Origin of the sequence: Sporosarcina sp. P17b, from assembly GCF_002743115.1 — a bacterium.
In the GTDB taxonomy this organism is placed as follows: Bacteria; Bacillota; Bacilli; order Bacillales_A; family Planococcaceae; genus Sporosarcina; species Sporosarcina ureae_C.
This window is the reverse complement of the sequence record NZ_PDYP01000009.1, coordinates 84,878-102,428: the sequence shown is the minus strand read 5'-3', so window position 1 is coordinate 102,428 and position 17,551 is coordinate 84,878. Positions and strand designations below refer to the sequence as shown.

General features: G+C 41.5%; 19 protein-coding genes. 3 read left to right on the top strand and 16 right to left on the bottom strand.

Annotation, left to right across the window (positions count from 1 at the left end; all coding sequences use genetic code 11):
* Positions 1-4 precede the first annotated feature (4 nt).
* Both CSV76_RS11705 and CSV76_RS11700 read right to left on the bottom strand, forming a co-directional pair.
* Positions 5-907 (bottom strand): deoxyribonuclease IV, encoded by a 903-nt coding sequence (locus CSV76_RS11705; RefSeq protein ID WP_099625695.1) that lies wholly within the window; start codon positions 905-907, stop codon positions 5-7.
* Positions 904-2,199 carry a DEAD/DEAH box helicase gene (locus tag CSV76_RS11700; protein WP_085426041.1) on the bottom strand — a complete coding sequence of 432 codons (1,296 nt, stop codon included), beginning with the start codon at positions 2,197-2,199 and terminating at the stop codon, positions 904-906. Before CSV76_RS11700 ends, CSV76_RS11705 begins: the two co-directional genes overlap by 4 nt.
* A 110-nt stretch (positions 2,200-2,309) precedes the next feature.
* Here CSV76_RS11700 and vrrA point away from each other — a divergent pair, with 110 nt between their 5' ends.
* Complete coding sequence (vrrA, locus tag CSV76_RS11695) at positions 2,310-2,762, top strand: VrrA/YqfQ family protein (protein ID WP_099625694.1); 453 nt, start codon at positions 2,310-2,312, stop codon at positions 2,760-2,762.
* A 69-nt stretch (positions 2,763-2,831) separates the two neighbouring features.
* Positions 2,832-3,797, top strand: a complete 966-nt coding sequence (locus tag CSV76_RS11690) for a 4-hydroxy-3-methylbut-2-enyl diphosphate reductase (RefSeq protein ID WP_085426039.1) — start codon at positions 2,832-2,834, stop codon at positions 3,795-3,797.
* 43 nt (positions 3,798-3,840) lie between these two features.
* Here CSV76_RS11690 and CSV76_RS11685 read toward each other — a convergent pair whose 3' ends face one another.
* From CSV76_RS11685 to ccpN, 9 genes are all read right to left on the bottom strand, one after another.
* Positions 3,841-4,962 carry a Nif3-like dinuclear metal center hexameric protein gene (locus CSV76_RS11685; RefSeq protein WP_099625693.1) on the bottom strand — a complete coding sequence of 374 codons (1,122 nt, stop codon included), beginning with the start codon at positions 4,960-4,962 and terminating at the stop codon, positions 3,841-3,843.
* The gene (locus CSV76_RS11680; protein ID WP_099625692.1) at positions 4,949-5,656 is read right to left on the bottom strand and encodes a tRNA (adenine(22)-N(1))-methyltransferase; all 708 of its coding nucleotides are present in this window, start codon (positions 5,654-5,656) and stop codon (positions 4,949-4,951) included. The genes CSV76_RS11685 and CSV76_RS11680 overlap by 14 nt, the downstream gene beginning before the upstream one ends.
* 117 nt (positions 5,657-5,773) lie before the next feature.
* Positions 5,774-6,151 carry a c-type cytochrome gene (locus CSV76_RS11675; RefSeq protein WP_199173057.1) on the bottom strand — a complete coding sequence of 126 codons (378 nt, stop codon included), beginning with the start codon at positions 6,149-6,151 and terminating at the stop codon, positions 5,774-5,776.
* A gap of 138 nt (positions 6,152-6,289) precedes the next feature.
* On the bottom strand, positions 6,290-7,429 hold the full coding sequence (locus tag CSV76_RS11670; RefSeq protein ID WP_085426035.1) for an acyl-CoA dehydrogenase family protein: 1,140 nt from the start codon (positions 7,427-7,429) through the stop codon (positions 6,290-6,292).
* Between the two features lie 126 nt (positions 7,430-7,555).
* Complete coding sequence (locus tag CSV76_RS11665) at positions 7,556-8,122, bottom strand: hypothetical protein (protein WP_099625690.1); 567 nt, start codon at positions 8,120-8,122, stop codon at positions 7,556-7,558.
* A gap of 80 nt (positions 8,123-8,202) precedes the next feature.
* On the bottom strand, positions 8,203-9,372 hold the full coding sequence (gene rpoD / locus CSV76_RS11660; RefSeq protein ID WP_099625689.1) for an RNA polymerase sigma factor RpoD: 1,170 nt from the start codon (positions 9,370-9,372) through the stop codon (positions 8,203-8,205).
* 15 nt (positions 9,373-9,387) lie between these two features.
* Positions 9,388-11,196 carry a DNA primase gene (gene dnaG / locus CSV76_RS11655; protein WP_099625688.1) on the bottom strand — a complete coding sequence of 603 codons (1,809 nt, stop codon included), beginning with the start codon at positions 11,194-11,196 and terminating at the stop codon, positions 9,388-9,390.
* Between the two features lie 168 nt (positions 11,197-11,364).
* Positions 11,365-12,183 (bottom strand): pyruvate, water dikinase regulatory protein, encoded by an 819-nt coding sequence (locus CSV76_RS11650; protein ID WP_085428929.1) that lies wholly within the window; start codon positions 12,181-12,183, stop codon positions 11,365-11,367.
* An 11-nt stretch (positions 12,184-12,194) separates the two neighbouring features.
* A complete protein-coding gene (gene ccpN, locus CSV76_RS11645; protein WP_085428928.1) occupies positions 12,195-12,833 on the bottom strand; it encodes a transcriptional regulator CcpN in 639 nt (212 codons plus the stop codon).
* A gap of 316 nt (positions 12,834-13,149) precedes the next feature.
* Here ccpN and CSV76_RS11640 point away from each other — a divergent pair, with 316 nt between their 5' ends.
* Entirely contained in the window at positions 13,150-14,529 is a 1,380-nt protein-coding gene (locus tag CSV76_RS11640) for a glycine--tRNA ligase (RefSeq protein ID WP_085428927.1), read from the top strand.
* Positions 14,530-14,556: 27 nt separating this feature from the next.
* On the opposite strand, the gene recO is transcribed toward CSV76_RS11640, so the two are convergent.
* Genes recO through ybeY form a run of 5 tightly spaced genes read right to left on the bottom strand, consistent with a single transcriptional unit; the run spans position 14,557 to position 17,541 of the window.
* Entirely contained in the window at positions 14,557-15,351 is a 795-nt protein-coding gene (gene recO / locus CSV76_RS11635; protein ID WP_099625687.1) for a DNA repair protein RecO, read from the bottom strand.
* Positions 15,352-15,381: 30 nt separating this feature from the next.
* Positions 15,382-16,290: a GTPase Era gene (era, locus tag CSV76_RS11630; RefSeq protein WP_085428925.1), complete on the bottom strand. Its 909-nt coding sequence runs from the start codon at positions 16,288-16,290 to the stop codon at positions 15,382-15,384.
* On the bottom strand, positions 16,271-16,684 hold the full coding sequence (locus tag CSV76_RS11625; protein WP_099625686.1) for a cytidine deaminase: 414 nt from the start codon (positions 16,682-16,684) through the stop codon (positions 16,271-16,273). Before CSV76_RS11625 ends, era begins: the two co-directional genes overlap by 20 nt.
* A 28-nt stretch (positions 16,685-16,712) precedes the next feature.
* A complete protein-coding gene (locus CSV76_RS11620) occupies positions 16,713-17,063 on the bottom strand; it encodes a diacylglycerol kinase family protein (RefSeq protein ID WP_099625685.1) in 351 nt (116 codons plus the stop codon).
* 4 nt (positions 17,064-17,067) lie between these two features.
* Positions 17,068-17,541, bottom strand: coding sequence for an rRNA maturation RNase YbeY (gene ybeY, locus CSV76_RS11615; protein ID WP_085428922.1), 474 nt, complete (start codon positions 17,539-17,541; stop codon positions 17,068-17,070).
* Between the last annotated feature and the right edge of the window lie 10 nt (positions 17,542-17,551).

The following is a 17,551-nucleotide window of genomic DNA, read 5'->3' as shown; positions in this document are numbered from 1 at the left end:
TTTTTCAGTTATGCAAGGCTTCCAGTAATTCAGGAGTAAATTGATGGTTTTTCAACATCTCAATTTCTACTGCATATGGCGCTTTTTTATTTGCTTTATCTGTTCCGATAAAAGGCGTTTCCAAGATCTTCGGTACGTTCTTAAATGTCGGGTGATGGACGATATAAGCTAACGGTTCGAAGCCGATATGTCCCATCCCGATATTTTCGTGTCGATCTTTTCCAGCACCGCAAATATTCTTACTGTCATTGACGTGAATGACAGAAATCCGGTCCAGTCCAACAATATTGTTAAATTGATCTAAGACACCAGAGAAATCATTGACGATGTCATAGCCCGCATCATGGACGTGACATGTGTCGAAACAAACGGATAGACGTTCATTATTTTTCACACCGTCCATGATCTTCGCGATCTCGTCAAAACTGCGGCCACACTCTGTTCCTTTACCCGCCATTGTTTCTAGCGCAATGCTAACATTTGCGTCTTCGGACAATACTTCATTCAAACCTTCGATAATCTTTTCAATACCGACGTCTGCTCCAGCACCTACATGGGCACCTGGATGAAGGACTATTTGATTGGCACCAAGCGCTTCAGTACGCTGAATTTCCTGTTGCAAAAAGTCCACACCCAGACGGAATGTTTCAGGCTTCGTAGTATTTGCAAGATTGATGATGTAGGGCGCATGAATAACGATATTTGATTGACCGTTTTCTTCCATACTCAGTGTGCCAAGCTCGATATTCAATTCTTCAATTGGTTTACGTCTTGTATTCTGAGGTGCTCCCGTGTAGATCATGAATGTGTTAGCTCCATAGCTAAGCGCTTCTTCACTTGAACCAAGTAGCATCTTTTTACCACTCATGGATACGTGAGAACCTAGAAGGATATCATTTGTTGTCATGATTTCTTCTTAATTCTCCTTTGTCTCTTTTTAAAGTTCTCTTTTTGTTCCGCCATCTTCTTTTTATAGCCTGGCTTCACTTTATCAGGTTTACGGACAAACGAATCCGCTTTTTTATCGATTTCGTCTATTTCACGTACACGCTTCTTACGTGCTTGGCGCTCTTTCACTTCAATCCATTCGCCATTTTTGACATCTTCATGTACAAACGGAATACCGAGCTTCTCAATTAAATTGATTGCATCTTCATCAGACGGTTCATATAACGTAATGGCATGTCCTTGCATGCCGGCACGTGCAGTACGTCCTACGCGGTGAATGAAGAATTCCAGATCATCTGGTAATTCAAAGTTAATAACATGACTGACACCCGGAATATCGATCCCTCTTGCCGCCAAATCAGTTGCCACGATGTATTGATACTCTAGATCACGGACTTGCTTCATAACGCGTGTACGTTCACGTGGCGTCAAGTCACCGTGGATTTTTCCAGGCTTATGGCCGTGCTCTGCTAAATAGTTAGCCAGACGATCAGCGTTTTGCTTCGTATTCGTGAAGATGATCGCAAGATACGGCTGAAGGGCATCCATTACATGAAGTAGTTTCTTGTTTTTATCCATACTTCTAACAGGAACTAATGAGTAATGCATATTCTCTGTCAAAGGCTTCTTATCATCCATCCGTACATGTACAGGTGAATTCATGTATTTTGACAAGAAAGGCTTGAGCTTTTCTGGAATCGTAGCAGAAAATACATACATGCTGATCTTCTCTGGCATTCTTGAAGCAAACTTATCAATATCTTCAATGAAGCCCATATCAAATGCAAGATCCGCTTCATCAATGACAAGATGTGTAGCTGTGTGGATCGGTAATGCGCCGGTTTCCGACATATCCTGGATACGTCCTGGTGTACCAACGATGATGTGCGGTGTGCTCTTCAAACGTTCAGCAGAGCGTTTTTTATCAGTACCGCCAATCAAGATCGCACTTTTGATATCCGTTCCTTCAATTAGCTTTTTCAGTTCATTATGAAGCTGAACAGCTAATTCACGTGTTGGTGCTGTAATAACCGTTTGTAGTTCGTCTTTCTCCGGCTTGATTTTTTCAACAAGTGGAATTAAGAAACTATGGGATTTCCCTGTTCCTGTATGTGCTTGTCCAATTGCACTCGTATTTTTCATAATCAACGGAATAATTTCTTTTTGTATAGGTGTCGGTTCTTCAAACCCTAATTTTTGAATAGCTTCCCTCAAAAATGGTTTGAATTGGTAATCAGTAAATTTCGACATATCGTTCCTCCTCTAGATAATTCTTATTGTACCATGATTCGGTGCCATCAGTGGTTTTTTTCGCATAGGATATAAGGGAAACAACTAAAAAAATCAGAAAGGAGTTCGTGATGAGATATCAATCATTTTATCCATTTAGCAATCAGCAACCACAGCCCAGGATGTCACCCAGTCCTCCACCTATGCAACAAAGTAGGCCTATGCCCTTCTCTCAAGGCATGCAAGGTAATCCCCAGCGTCCACAAAGTGGTGGTGCGAACATGCCGCAACAGCAGCAACCGGGTATGCAAGACACAGGTCCTTCACGGGCTGATCAATACATGCAAACCGCCAATCGTTTTTTCAATACGGCCCAGCAATTTGCACCATTAGTTCAGCAGTTTGCGCCACTTGTTCAAAATATACCCGCTATGTGGAGATTGTATAAAGGAGTACAATCCATGCCGGACGCACCGACAGCTTCTTCTGCTCCACGTCCAAGTGGTCCACAAGCGCCTGTTTCTCGACCTTCAGAAGCCATCAGTCGGCCATCTTCACCGCGTATTTTTCAACCTCCCTTCTGAACTCTTTGAATCGTCCGCGAATCTCCGCTATAATGAAAGAGAAGTTACTAGAGGAGTGGAGTGGAATAAATGAAAGTACTCAAGATATCACCTAGAGGTTATTGTTATGGTGTGGTTGATGCGATGGTTATTGCAAGAAATGCTGCGCTCGATCCAACCTTGCCGAGACCCATTTATATATTAGGCATGATCGTCCACAACAAACATGTTACGGATGCATTCGAAGAAGATGGGATCATTACATTGGACGGGGAAAACCGCCTGGACATTTTACGTAAAGTGGATAAAGGGACTGTAATTTACACAGCACACGGTGTTTCTCCTGAAGTTCGCCAGTTGGCAAAAGAAAAAGGATTGGTTGCAATTGATGCAACATGTCCTGACGTTTCTGTCACACATTATTTAATTGAAGAAAAAGTAGCAGAAGGCTATGATATTCTGTATATCGGTAAGAAGTATCACCCAGAACCTGAAGGCGCGATCGGTGTTGCACCGGATTCAGTTCATTTAATTGAACGCCTCGAGGATATTGACAATCTAGATATTACCAATGAAAAACTATTGGTGACAAATCAAACTACGATGAGTCAGTGGGACGTTGCACACCTGATGGAAGCGTTGCAACAAAAATTCCCTCAAATCGAAGTACACCAGGAAATTTGTCTAGCTACACAAGTTCGACAAGAAGCGGTAGCACAACAAGCTGGCGAAGCAGATTTACTGATTGTTGTTGGAGATCCAAAGAGTAATAACTCCAACCGCTTAACACAAGTTTCTGTTGAGATTGCAAATACACCTTCATACCGTGTCTCAGACGTCTCGGAAATCGATCCTGCTTGGTTGGAGGGTATTGAGACAGTAGCGGTCACAGCAGGTGCTTCTACGCCTACAATAATCGTCAGGGAAGTTATATCGTTCCTGAATGATTTTGATCCAGAAGATCCTACAACACATCGTCCGGAAAGAAAGTTCAAACTCGAGAAAATCTTGCCTAAAGTCAAGAACCCAACTCCTGTTATCCGGATTGAACCCTAAACATAGCAAAGCCGTCGAATTCCATTTCGACGGCTTTTTCTATTTAATATAGGAATTGAAAAGGTTCTGTTATGATGTTAGATTCAATGAATTCAACTGCCAATTTATTTTCTTCACAGAAGCTTGCCATTTGTTTCGCTACACCGGCAATCATAATTTTTTCGATATTATGACCCGGATCTACAACCGCTAAATTGAGAGCTTGTGCATCTTGCGCTACGTGATAATACATATCACCTGTTACCAATACATCCGCTCCCTTCCTCTTCGCCGCTGCGATATATTTATTTCCATCACCGCCAAGGACCGCCACTTTACGAATTTTCGAGTCTGGATCACCGACGAAGCGTAAAGCAGGAACACCGAATGATTCTTTTACATGTTGAGCAAACTCTTTCAACGTCATCTCTTTTGCGATTCGTCCGATACGACCAATCCCTTGCTCATTTGTTTTCTGCTCTAATTTGACTATATCAAATGCAGGTTCTTCGTATGGATGTGCAGCAAACATGGATTTGACGACCTTCGCTTGCTGACTTTCTCGGAAAACGACTTCAATTCGTTCCTCATCCACTAACGTCGGCTCCCCCACGTGCCCTATTGTTGGATTTGCTCCATCAACCGGTGTGAAACGTCCGGTGCCTTGTGAACTAAAACTGCATGCTTGATAATCACCGATAGCACCCGCGCCTGCACTAGCTAATTTCTGACGTAGTGCATCAGCATCGGCTAATGGGCAGAATACCGCCAATTTAATCAAATGTTCAGAGTCCGTAATATCAATCGGCTCCGTCTCTTGTATACCAAGACGTTCCGCTAACATATCATTGACACCGCCTTCTGCAATATCCAGATTCGTATGTGCAGCGTAGACCGCGATATCATGCTTAATACACTTCTCAATCATTTTCCCTTGAGGGGTATCCGTCAGAATGGATTTCACAGGACGGAACAACGGAGGATGGTGTGCAATCACTAGAGTTGCACCCTTTTCGATAGCTTCATCAATCACTTGTTCATTGACATCAAGTGTAACAAGAACTTTATCTACTGGACGATTCAATTGACCGATATGCAGTCCGATTGGATCTCCTTCAAAAGCGAGTCTCTTCGGTGACCACTTTTCAAATAGTTCAATGATCTGGTGTCCATTACTCTTCTTCATGTGCTAGCACCTTCCTGACTAATTCGATATTTTCTTGCACGTTTGCTCTTTTTTGCTTGATTTCTTCTGTTTGCTCTGCTTTTTCTAGGGCTTTTATGACTCGCTGCCATTCTTGCAATTCCCGCTCCCACTTTGCCTGGAATACGTTAGATCGTTTATGACGTAAGACAGGACCGACAAGTAAATCTGCCTTCGAGTATTCAGCCGTTCCCCTTTCGAGTACAAGCACTTCATAGATTTTACTATCTTCTAGTAAAATTTCTTCGTCGACAATACAAAATTCATTCTCCACTGCCCATTCTCGAATTGCAATGGCATGTAGATTAGGCTGTACGATGATTCGTTGTACATGCGTTAAACGATCCTTGCCCGCTTCTAAGATCGAAGTAATTAAAGTGCCTCCCATTCCTGCAATCGTCACAGTTTCGACGTGGTCGGTTTCTTCTATCGCTTGTAAGCCATTTGCCAGTCGGACTTCAATCCGGTCCGTAAATCCATTTAAAGCTACATTGCGTGAAGCGGCTTCAAAAGGACCTTTCACCACTTCTCCTGCAATTGCTCGACGAATTTTACCTTTATTCATTAAATAACACGGTAGATAGGCATGATCGCTACCGATATCCGCAAGTACAGTATCTTTCGGAACAAAACTGGCTACCATCGACAGCCGTTCCGATAATTGGTTGGTATTCATAGTTCCCCGCCTTTCATTCTTATCTATTGTATAATCGGCACTCTTTTCATGCAATGCAAAAGAGCCAGTAAACCAAGAGTTACTCTGGTTTACTGGCTCTTTAAATTAAGTAGACAATCAGTCTAATGATAAAATGTAATCAACCATTTCATCTATGTTTTCATCTGGAACAAGTCCAGCCGGCATTGCAGTTCCAGCAACACCGTTTTTGATTGCATCATGTGCTGCATCTGCATCAAGTGAGCTGTTTAGAGCTGGCCCCATTCCGCCAGTTAAGCCATCACCGTGACAACTAATACACTTCTGCTGAGCAACAGCTTCTGCGTCAAATTCGCCAGTGTTTGCACTTTCTTCTTCAGTTCCTTGCTCAGTGCCTTCTTCGTTAGCTCCAGCAATTTCTTTTTTCTGATCCAGACCATAAAGTGACATGAAGAAAACAAGTCCAATTCCAAGTGCGAAAATCAAAAGAAATGGTACAACAGGATTTTTATTCATTGGATTACCCTCCTTCATCAGAATCTATTCTGTAAAAGATACAGTATACACTTAACATTGTACTGTATCTATAAGAAAACTGAAAGTGTTATTGGGCGACTTTTCGTCTTTTGTGACAGAATCGCCATAATTCGCAGGTCAACAACCAAGTTGTCTCGCAATGACCATCCGTTGTACTTCTGAAGTGCCTTCTCCAATTTCCAGAAGCTTGGCATCTCGTAAGTAACGTTCGACTTCATATTCACGCATATAACCATAGCCACCGTGGATTTGGATCGCTTCATTGGCCACTTCCATAGCGATTTCAGAAGCATATAATTTACACATGGAAGCTTCTTTCGTGAACTTCCTTCCCTGATCTTTCAACCATGCTGCTTTATACACCATCGTCCGTGCAAGTTCGATCTTCATTGCCATATCAGCCAACTTGAACTGTGTAATCTGGAATGAAGATAACGTTTTACCGAATTGTTTACGTTCCTTTGAATATGTTAATGCGCGCTCATAGGCTGCCTGTGCAATCCCTACTGCCATAGCGCCAATTCCAATACGGCCACCGTCAAGGGTTACGAGAAATTGCTGGAATCCCTTACCGCTTTCGCCAAGTAGATTCTCTTCAGGCACTACAACGTCTTCTAGCAATAATTCAGTTGTATTAGAAGCATGCAAACCCATCTTTTCATAGTTGTCTATAATTTTGAAGCCTTTGGAATCCGTTGGAACGATAATGGCACTGATTTCTTTCTTACCATCCGTACGACCTGTCACAGCAGTCAATGCCAAGTGTTTTGCGTAGCTAGCATTTGTTATATACACTTTGGATCCATTGATCGTATACTTCCCTTCAGCGAGCACTGCAGACGTCTCTGTACCACCTGCATCGGAACCTGCATTTGGCTCTGTCAGACCGAACGCACCAAATGATTCCCCCGTACAGATCGGCGTTAAATACTTCTCTTTTTGCTCTTCGGTTCCAAATAGATTTAGCGGTGCTCCACCAAGTGAAATATGTGCGGAATACGTAATGCCTGTTGATGCACAAGCACGGCTTAATTCCTCGGTAACAATAGCAAAACTGATCGTATCTGCTCCAGCGCCACCATATTTCTCGGGAAATGGCAAGCCCATCATGCCCATTTCTGAAAGCTTTTTAAAAATCTCCACTGGAAATTTTCCAGAGCGATCCCTGTCTACTGCACCTGGTGCTACTTCCTCGTTTGCGAAATCTCTCATCAATTTCTTCACCATTTGCTGTTCTTGAGTTAAGTCAAAATTCATTAGGATCATCCTCTCTTCACATATACTACTCTATTTTCGAAAAATTGTAAGCCCTTACATAACAGTATATAGAAAAAGGACGGAAATTAGCAATACATTCATTGCGTTCCGTCCGATTCATGATAATTATATCGATAATAGTAAAAATGCGACTACTGTCAATAAACCAAGTGAACCTGAAATTGTGAAATAAAGTAACTTTAATAATCTTCCCGTAAACAACCACAAACCGCAATTCAAAACAAGCAGACCAATCAATACTGTCGTATCTCCATCAAAAAATGCAGTCCAAATCTTCAATGACATCATCAATAAAAGAAACGCCATCGATATGTAGAGGAAAGGTGCAAAACCTTTCTTTGTGAAGGTTTTTCCTGAAACGAGCAATAGGAAAATTAAAGCCAATACTGCTGCAACGAGCAAGGTAGCAGTTGGATATTCCGTCAACACGAACATTGCAACAGACGCAACACCTGCAAGCAATAAACTAATGAGCAATATCAAGATTTGTTTAGACCGCAACTTTCTACGTTCGATTTGAAGTGTGGAAGACTCTTTCTCTGCCACTTCATCCGGATCTTCACCTTGTGCATATAATGTAATGAGGAAATCACAATAATGTTCAGGAAGAAGTTTATTTGTTTTCCAATACCGGATTTCAGAAATGATGATCTGTTTCTTATCTATAGCCATCCTTTCTCCTCCAATAGTATCAATCTTCTTTTTTTTGATACAGAATAAAAAGCATCGGCTATATCAAGCCGATGCACCTATTATTCTAAGAAGTCTTTCAGTCGCTTGCTACGTGATGGGTGGCGTAACTTTCTAAGTGCTTTTGCTTCGATTTGGCGAATACGTTCACGTGTTACACCGAATACTTTACCCACTTCCTCGAGCGTTCGCGTGCGTCCATCATCTAGACCAAAACGAAGACGTAGTACGTTTTCTTCACGATCAGTTAATGTATCTAGGACATCTTCAAGTTGTTCCTTCAATAATTCATAAGCTGCATGATCTGAAGGAGACTGCGCTTCTGAGTCTTCGATGAAATCTCCTAAGTGGGAATCATCTTCTTCACCGATTGGTGTTTCCAATGAAACTGGCTCTTGAGCAATCTTCAAAATTTCTCGCACTTTTTCTGGTGTCAAGTCCATTTCTTCTCCAATTTCTTCAGGAGAAGGTTCTCGTCCTAGATCTTGGAGCAACTGACGCTGGACGCGAATCAATTTGTTGATGGTTTCTACCATATGCACAGGAATACGGATCGTACGTGCCTGGTCTGCAATCGCGCGTGTAATCGCTTGACGGATCCACCAAGTGGCATACGTACTGAATTTAAAGCCTTTTGTATGGTCAAATTTCTCTACGGCTTTAATAAGACCCATATTTCCTTCTTGAATCAAGTCTAAGAACAGCATACCACGACCGACATAACGCTTCGCGATACTGACAACTAGACGTAAATTCGCTTCTGCCAATTTCTTTTTGGCATTTTCACCACGAATAATATCTGCATCTATTTCAGGCGTCATTTTCCCTGTTTCTTCGAGCTCAGCTTCAGCTGCCAAGCCATCGATAATACGAATCGCCAAGTCTACCTCTTCTTTACCTGTCAATAAATCCACACGACCGATTTCCTTTAAATACATACGGACTGGATCGTTGATTCTGACGCCTGGCGGTACACTCAAGTCATTTAAATCGAATTGTTCTTCTTTTTCAGCCTTCGGATCAGCTTCTTCTTTTCTATCCATTTCGATTTCTTGCGCTTCTATCTGATCAAGAAACTCTTCGAATTGCTCAGGTTCCATTTCAAAAGATGCTAGTTTTTCCGTTACATCCTCTAGAGTTAGTTCACCCGTCTTTTTACCCGCTTCAATAATAGCCGCTTTTGCTTCTTCTAGGGTCAATTCTACTTCACCCGTTTGTTCTTCTTTTGTCATAGTGACTATACCTCCTTACAGAACCTTTAATGATCTCACCAGCTGGATTACTTCCGAAGCCAACTCCATTGCTTTTAGTAAGTCGTTCCTTTTTTCTGCTTCTTTTGAATCATGTCGTTTTTGATCAATTAAGCGTTTAATTTGATTTCGTTTTAAATGACGAATACAGTCATTTACTTCTTGTGTGGTATGCTCCTGTGAACGTTCAGTCAAGATGGCTTCCATGACGACTTTCTTCAGTTGCCGATCTTCTAACGTTTCTGCAAACCGCTGATAGTTTGGCAAATCATATTGTTCATAAAACGCTGCCAACTTAAAGAAGATTTTGATGACATCATCTCTGACAAATAAATCTTGAAGTTCCAGCCTTTTTTCTTCGAACAGATCTGCGTCCATCAGTAGATGCGCAAGAAGTAATTGTTCAGCACGGTCTGTTTCAGCACGATTTGCCGGAGCTTTCGTGACCTGTACCGGCCGGCTTTCTTCACGATCTGTATCTCGCGATTGTTTCGCTTTTTTTGCTATTGACTTGGTGAATTCCTGACCAAGTGACTCTTTTGAAGCATGTGTCTCACTGTGGAGTTGCTGGATCAATAAATCTTTCTCAATTGGAGAACAACGGTGAGCCAGTTCATCAAATACTTCATGTACATATTGCTTGATATCATGATCAACGGATAAATTCTTATCTCTTCTATAGTAGGCTGCTACGAAAGAAATATAAGATAACGCCTGATCAAGCACTTTTTCTGAAAATACCTCTGCACCATGTTGACTAATATAGTCATCAGGATCCATTTTATCTGGTAATGTAGCAACCAGTACGTCCATTCCGCTATCCATTAAATGATCGGCAAAGCGTTTGGCAGCCTCCCAACCAGCTGAATCACCATCACAGCAAATGACTACTTTTTTCGCCATTCGCTTCAATTTCACGATATGATGTCCAGATAACGCAGTACCCATGACAGCTACTGTGTTTCCTATTCCACCACGATCTGCTGCGATAGTGTCCATGAAACCTTCGAATAGTACTACTTTACCCGTTTTCCGAACATTAAGACGTGCTCGATGAAAATTAAACAAAATCTTGCTCTTTTCAAAGACGGGCGTTTCCGGACTATTGATATATTTAGCGTCAGAAGAAGAATCCTCCAGCCTTCTGCCGGAGAATGCGATGGTTGCACCATTATCATCCTGGATCGGAAACATAATTCTTCCTCTAAAGCGGTCATAATAACCTGTGCCATCTTCTTTATGAAAACAAAGCCCAGCCGTTTCCATTTCCTTCATATCAAAACCTTGTCTCACGAGCAGTGCAGATAAAGCATCTGACTGAACAGGAGACCATCCTATTTCATACTGTTCTATTTCGTCACGCGTAAATCCTCTTTTTTCTAGGTATTCTAATGCTTTTTCGCCTTCTATGGTGTTTAAGAGCAGATGACTATAAAAATTAGCAGCTAGTGTATAGGCTTTCAGCATTTTTTGATTAGATGAGGATTTTGACGCTTGATTGTCAGTTTGGGAACTTTCTAATTCCATTCCCATTCGGCTACCCAGTTTGACGATCGAATCAATGAATGACCGATTTTCCATATCCATCATGAACGTGATCGCATTACCGCTTGCTCCGCAACCAAAACAATGGAATAATTGTTTGTCTTCAGAAACGGAAAAAGACGGACTACCTTCTTCATGAAATGGACACAGTCCAAACCAGTTCTTCCCTCTTTTCGCTAATTGAACATATTCACTGATCAAATCGACAATGTCGGTTCCTGAACGGATTTCCTCAATTGTGTCATCAGATATTCTTGTCATTCTATCACCATTTCCACTCTATATACATAAATTCTAGACGTTTTACAAAAATCCTTCTTTATCAACAACATTCGCTAGTACTTTTTTTAGTATCTACATTCATGCCATTTTTATGACATGTTGAACTAACAGAAGACGCACAGAAAAAAGAAGACCCAACTGGTTTGTTCAGTTGGCCTTCCTTGCTGAAAGTGTTTTGAGAATGGTATTGGCTGTTTCTTCTACCGCACGATTCGTCACATCAATGACGTCGCAACCAATGCGTGTAGTGATTTCATTGAAATAATCTATCTCTTGTTGAATACGTGTTATTTTCGCATAGTTTGCGTCATCTTTCAAGCCTAATGTTTCTAGACGTGATTTCCGAATTGAATTCAATTGCCCAACAGAAATATACAAACCAAAACATTTCATTGGATCAACGGAAAATAGTTCTGACGGTGGATCCACTTCTGGGACAAGCGGCACATTTGCTACTTTAAATCCTTTATTAGCAAGGAATTGAGACAAAGGCGTTTTAGAAGTCCGTGAAACACCTAGTAATATGATATCCGCTTCCAACATACCTCGTGTATCTCTTCCATCATCGTAACGAACCGCAAATTCGATCGCTTCAATTTTTTTGAAATACACATCATCCAACTGCCTGACCAGTCCAGGCTCTTCAAATGGTTCCTGTTTCAACTGCTGCCCAATTGTATCTATTAATGGACCGAGTAGATCCACCGAAGGTACTTTCAACTCTTCGCAAAGTAAATGAAGCTGCTCTCTCATTTCACTTTTAACCAATGTAAAGACAATCAATGCTTGTTGTTGCTTCGCCAAGAACACAATTTCCTCTAACTGCGAGTTTTCCTCTATATAAGAAAACCTTTTTATCGAAATCGTCTCCAAATCATGACGGAACTGGCTAGCGGCTGCTTTTGTCACAAGACCTGCAGTTTCTCCAACAGAATCCGAAACGATGAATAATGTGAATTTTGTCATGCAGTCACTCCTCATACATCCTGATCTTCCACTAAGGAAAGAAAAGCGGCAGTAATATTTGTTTTTGTCACTCGCCCCATTACTTCAAGTCCATTATCGCGTTCTTGAATTATAGGTAAAGAATCAATTTGGCTGTCCATCATTTTTTTGGCAACCGAGATGAGTGTATCTTCTTTTTTGCAATATGTAACATTCGGCATTCTTGTCATAATGACATGCACGGGAATCTTTTCTAATTCTGTTCTTCCGATGCTTGTCCTCAGCAAGTCTTTACGTGACACAACCCCTGTCAATAACGACTGTTGATCCACTACGAATAATGTACCCACATCTTCCAAGAACAGCTGGCAAATCGCGTCATATACAGATAGATTTTCAGTGATGACAACTGGTCTAGATTGATAATTGGCTACAATCATGTCTACCATGCCATCCGCGACGGATTTAATAGGCTTCTTGCCAGAATAGAAATATCCTACACGAGGTCGTGCATCCAAAAAACCAGCCATCGTCAAGATTGCTAAATCCGGCCGGATCGTAGCGCGCGCCAAATTCAAACGGTCAGCTATTTGTTCTCCTGTAATCGGACCATTTCCTTTGACGATGTCGAGGATTTCATTCTGACGTGTATTTAATTCCAAACATGTCACCGCCTTCAGACTTCAAAGTTGTATTTACTTACTAATTATATATCAATGCGCTCGCTATTGCGAAGAAAGGAGAACCATGCTAAACTAATTTTGAATGAAGTAAACGAAGAACGGTCAATAAGTAGTGTAATTTTTGAGCGAACAGGGATAGTGAAAGCCTGTAACTACACGAAAACGGCAGCCGGGAGTTGAAATGTTCATTGTGAAAGTGGGTTGAAAAACCAATCGGGGTGGAACCGCGGGTTATCATGCACTCGTCCCCGGACATGATTCTATGTCCGGAGACGTGTGCTTATTTTAATTGGAGGCGTTTAGAATGTTATCTATGGAACAAGTAGTCAATCTTTCAAAACAACGGGGATTTGTATTCCCAGGGTCTGATATTTATGGTGGTTTGGCGAACACTTGGGATTACGGTCCATTAGGTGTCGAACTAAAAAACAACATCAAGCGCGCTTGGTGGCAAAAATTTATTCAGGAATCACCTTATAACGTAGGTCTTGATTCCGCTATTCTGATGAACCCGAAAGTTTGGGAAGCATCCGGTCATATTGGAAACTTCAATGATCCGATGATCGACTGTAAAAAATGTAATACCCGTCACCGTGCTGATAAATTAATTGAAGAAGCATTGGATGCAAAAGGAATCGAAATGGTCGTTGATGGCCTACCGTTTGATAAAATGTTCGATTTGATTCAAGAACATGAAATCAAATGTCCAACATGTGGCGCATTGGATTATACAGAAATCCGTCAATTCAACTTGATGTTCAAAACAAGTCAAGGTGTAACAGATTCATCAGCAAACGAAATTTTCCTTCGTCCGGAAACGGCACAAGGGATCTTCGTGAACTTCAAAAATGTTCAACGCTCTATGAGAAAGAAAGTACCTTTTGGTATTGCACAAGTAGGGAAGAGTTTCCGTAATGAAATCACACCGGGTAACTTCACATTCCGTACGCGTGAATTCGAACAAATGGAACTTGAATTCTTCTGTAAGCCTGGCGAAGATGAGCAATGGTATAAGTACTGGATTGATCAGTCTGAAGGATTGCTATTGAACCTTGGTTTGAAGAAAGATAATATCCGTCTTCGCGAGCACAATGAAGATGAACTATCCCACTATTCTAAAGGAACTGTGGATATCGAATACAAATTCCCATTTGGTTGGGGAGAGCTTTGGGGAATCGCGAACCGTACGGACTTCGATTTGAAGCGTCATATGGAATATTCAGGCGAAGATTTCCACTATCAAGATCCAATCACGAATGAAAAATACGTACCATACTGTATCGAACCTTCCGTTGGTGCTGACCGCGTAACGTTGGCATTCCTATGTGACGCATTCGATACAGAGGAACTTGAAGACGGCGATACACGTACTGTACTTCGTTTCCACCCAGCACTTGCGCCGATCAAAGCTGCTGTACTTCCATTGTCTAAAAAACTTGCGGACGATGCACAAAAAGTATACGCAGAGCTTTCGAAGCATTTCCCGGTACAATATGATGATTCCCAATCCATCGGACGTCGTTACCGTCGTCAAGATGAAATCGGAACGCCATTCTGTATCACATTCGACTTTGATTCATTAGAAGATCAGCAAGTGACGGTTCGTCATCGTGATTCTATGGAACAAGAACGTATGCCAATCGCAGACGTCACAGCATACATCCAAAAACACTTATTATTCTAATCATAAAAAGCCCAGGAGAAGTCGGCATTAGCCTTCCTCTTCTGGGCTTTCTTTTGGTTGTTCTTTCGCTTTCTGCAATTCAGGTGTACGTTCGAGTTGTTCAATGAACTTTCTAGATTTCAAAAAGATCCCTGTTTGTTCCTGATATATCGTTGAAATAAGCTTCGCCATAAAGGTCTTCGTCGTTTTTTTCAACGTTAACTTACCAATCTGATCAAGGGGTACATTATAAAACATACGAATCAACTTGATCTGAGTAGGTGACAGACGAATGATGTACGGATCGACGTTAAAACAGCGATGACAAAGGAAACCGATTTGTTGGAAAGAAAAAGCGAATTCCCCTTCAGTTGCCCCACAGTTTGCACATTCGTGGAGAATAGGATGTATACCTGCTACCGGCAACATTTTCCACTGAACAAACAGTGAAATCGCTTCTGCATCATAGCCTTCTTCCATCGCATTAAACGATTCGTCAAGCAGACGGAATATACTAGCATTCGGCTGTTCTGCTTCCGTTAAGCGATCGAGTAATTCTACAATTAAACCCGCATATGCCGTCGTCTCTAGATCTGAGCGAATATGACGAACACTGCTGATCAGCTCACCTTGTTCAAGCGACCCCATGCCTCGGCTTGCACGGACAAGAAAATAGCCGTGAGTAAAGGTTTGCGTAATGGCAGCCAAACGACTTGCCGGTTTTTTCGCACCTCTAGCCATCGTCGTAATTTTCCCTGCTTCTTTCGTATAAATCGTTACAATTTTATTGGACTCCCCGTAAGGGATACTTTTGATAATAAAGCCTTCCAATTTATTCAGCAACGCGCTCTCTCCTTCAACAAGAAAGACAGCTTAATAGTCTTCTTCGTTAAATCCGAATTCTTTCAAACGACTTGGACGATTACGCCAGTCTTTTTGGACTTTTACCCATAGCTCTAAATAGACTTTCTCACCGAGTAACATTTCAATGTCTTTTCTCGCTTTCACGCCGACTTCCTTTAACAACTTGCCGCCTTTACCGATGACAATTCCTTTTTGCGAATCACGCTCAACGATAATGGTCGCACGAATATGCATTTTATGTGTTTCCGGGTCTTGTTCCATACTTTCAATCGCTACCGCAATGGAGTGTGGTATTTCTTCGCGTGTCGTATGCAATACTTTTTCTCGGATCATTTCAGAAACGATGAAACGTTCAGGGTGATCCGTCACTTGTTCAGCATCATAAAACTGAGGTCCTTCATTCAAATAGCTTTCAATTACTTCCACTAGACGTTCGATATTATTACCGTTCAGTGCAGAAATAGGAATCACTTCTGTGAACTTCATTTCGTTTGTATACGACGTAATAATCTCAAATAATGTGTCGGGGTGCACAAGATCTATTTTATTGATGACCAAAAATACAGGCGTCTCGGATTTAGCGAGCCATTCCATAATGAAACGATCTCCTGTACCAATTTTCTCATCCGCATTGACCATGAACATGATCACGTCCACTTCACTTAACGTACTACGTGTCACTTTTAACATAAAGTCACCTAGACGGTGTTTCGGTTTGTGAACACCTGGTGTATCGATAAAAATCATCTGAGACGTATCCGTTGTGACGATTCCTTGTACTTTGTTTCGTGTAGTTTGTGGCTTGTCACTCATAATGGCAATCTTTTGCCCAACCATGCGGTTAATGAATGTAGATTTCCCTACATTTGGACGTCCGATAATGGATATAAAGCCTGACTTAAAGTTGTTCTTCTGCATAATCTAAATCCTCCTTGGAAAAAGCACCAGGTAATAACTGTTCTACCGTTGTTTCTTGCACATTGCCTTTCAAGTTCGTCAAGTACACAGGCATCTGCGGAGCACAAAATTCCGCAATGACTTGACGGCAAGCACCACATGGAGAGATTGGACCTTCAGTATCGCCAATGATTGTAATGGACTTGAACGACTTGACACCTTCAGATACGGCTTTAAAGATAGCTGTTCGCTCTGCACAGTTAGTTAATCCGTACGACGAATTTTCGATATTACATCCATGATAAATGATGCCGTCTTCAGTTTCTAATGCAGCACCTACTGGAAATTTTGAATACGGAACATATGCCTTATTCATGGCCTGTTTTGCTTCGTTCACTAATTGTTCTACACGCATCTAGTTCTCTCCTCTTCATTCAATCTTATCATCCAAACCATTTTGGAAAGAAAATTATACATCCGACGATCACACTTGCTATAGCGTACACAAGAACCGATCCCGCCGCGATATCTTTAGCTTTTTTAGCTAGTGGATGGAACTCCGTTGTCACAAGATCTACAACGTATTCCACTGCTGTATTCATTAATTCGAGCGCCATCATACCTGCAATGACGATGAAAATGATCATCCATTCTATTTGTGAAAGACCAGTAAACAAGCCGGCAATTACTACAATCATTGCTGATAAACCATGAAATTTCATATTACGTCCATGCGCAAAGCCATCCAAAATACCTTCCCATGCATAGACGAATGATTTCAAGAATCTTTTCATACACTCACTGACGCTCCAGCCCGAATGCAGTCAAAATCTCCGTCTGTCTGCTGAACATTTCACGTTCTTGTTTTTCATCTAGATGATCATATCCGAGCAAATGCAAGAATCCATGTAATGCAAGAAACCCAAGTTCACGCTCGAACGTATGATTATATTCCGCTGCTTGGCGCTTTGCAGTATCGATGGAAATAATGATATCCCCGAGCACAACTGGCATGTCGCTTTCGTGAATAATCGCCACTTCCCCTTCAGACAATTCTTCAAGCGCAAATGAAATAACATCAGTTGGGCGATCTTTTCCTCTATACTCGGCATTCACTGCCTGAATAGATTCATCATCCATAAATGTAATGGACAACTCATATAAACCTTCCATTTTTTCCATTATGGATGCATGAGTCAACAGGTCCTTGATCAATGTCTCTGAATTCGGGTCCACGCTTTCCGTTTCATCTTCGAAATAAAAATCTATCATAGTTGCTTTG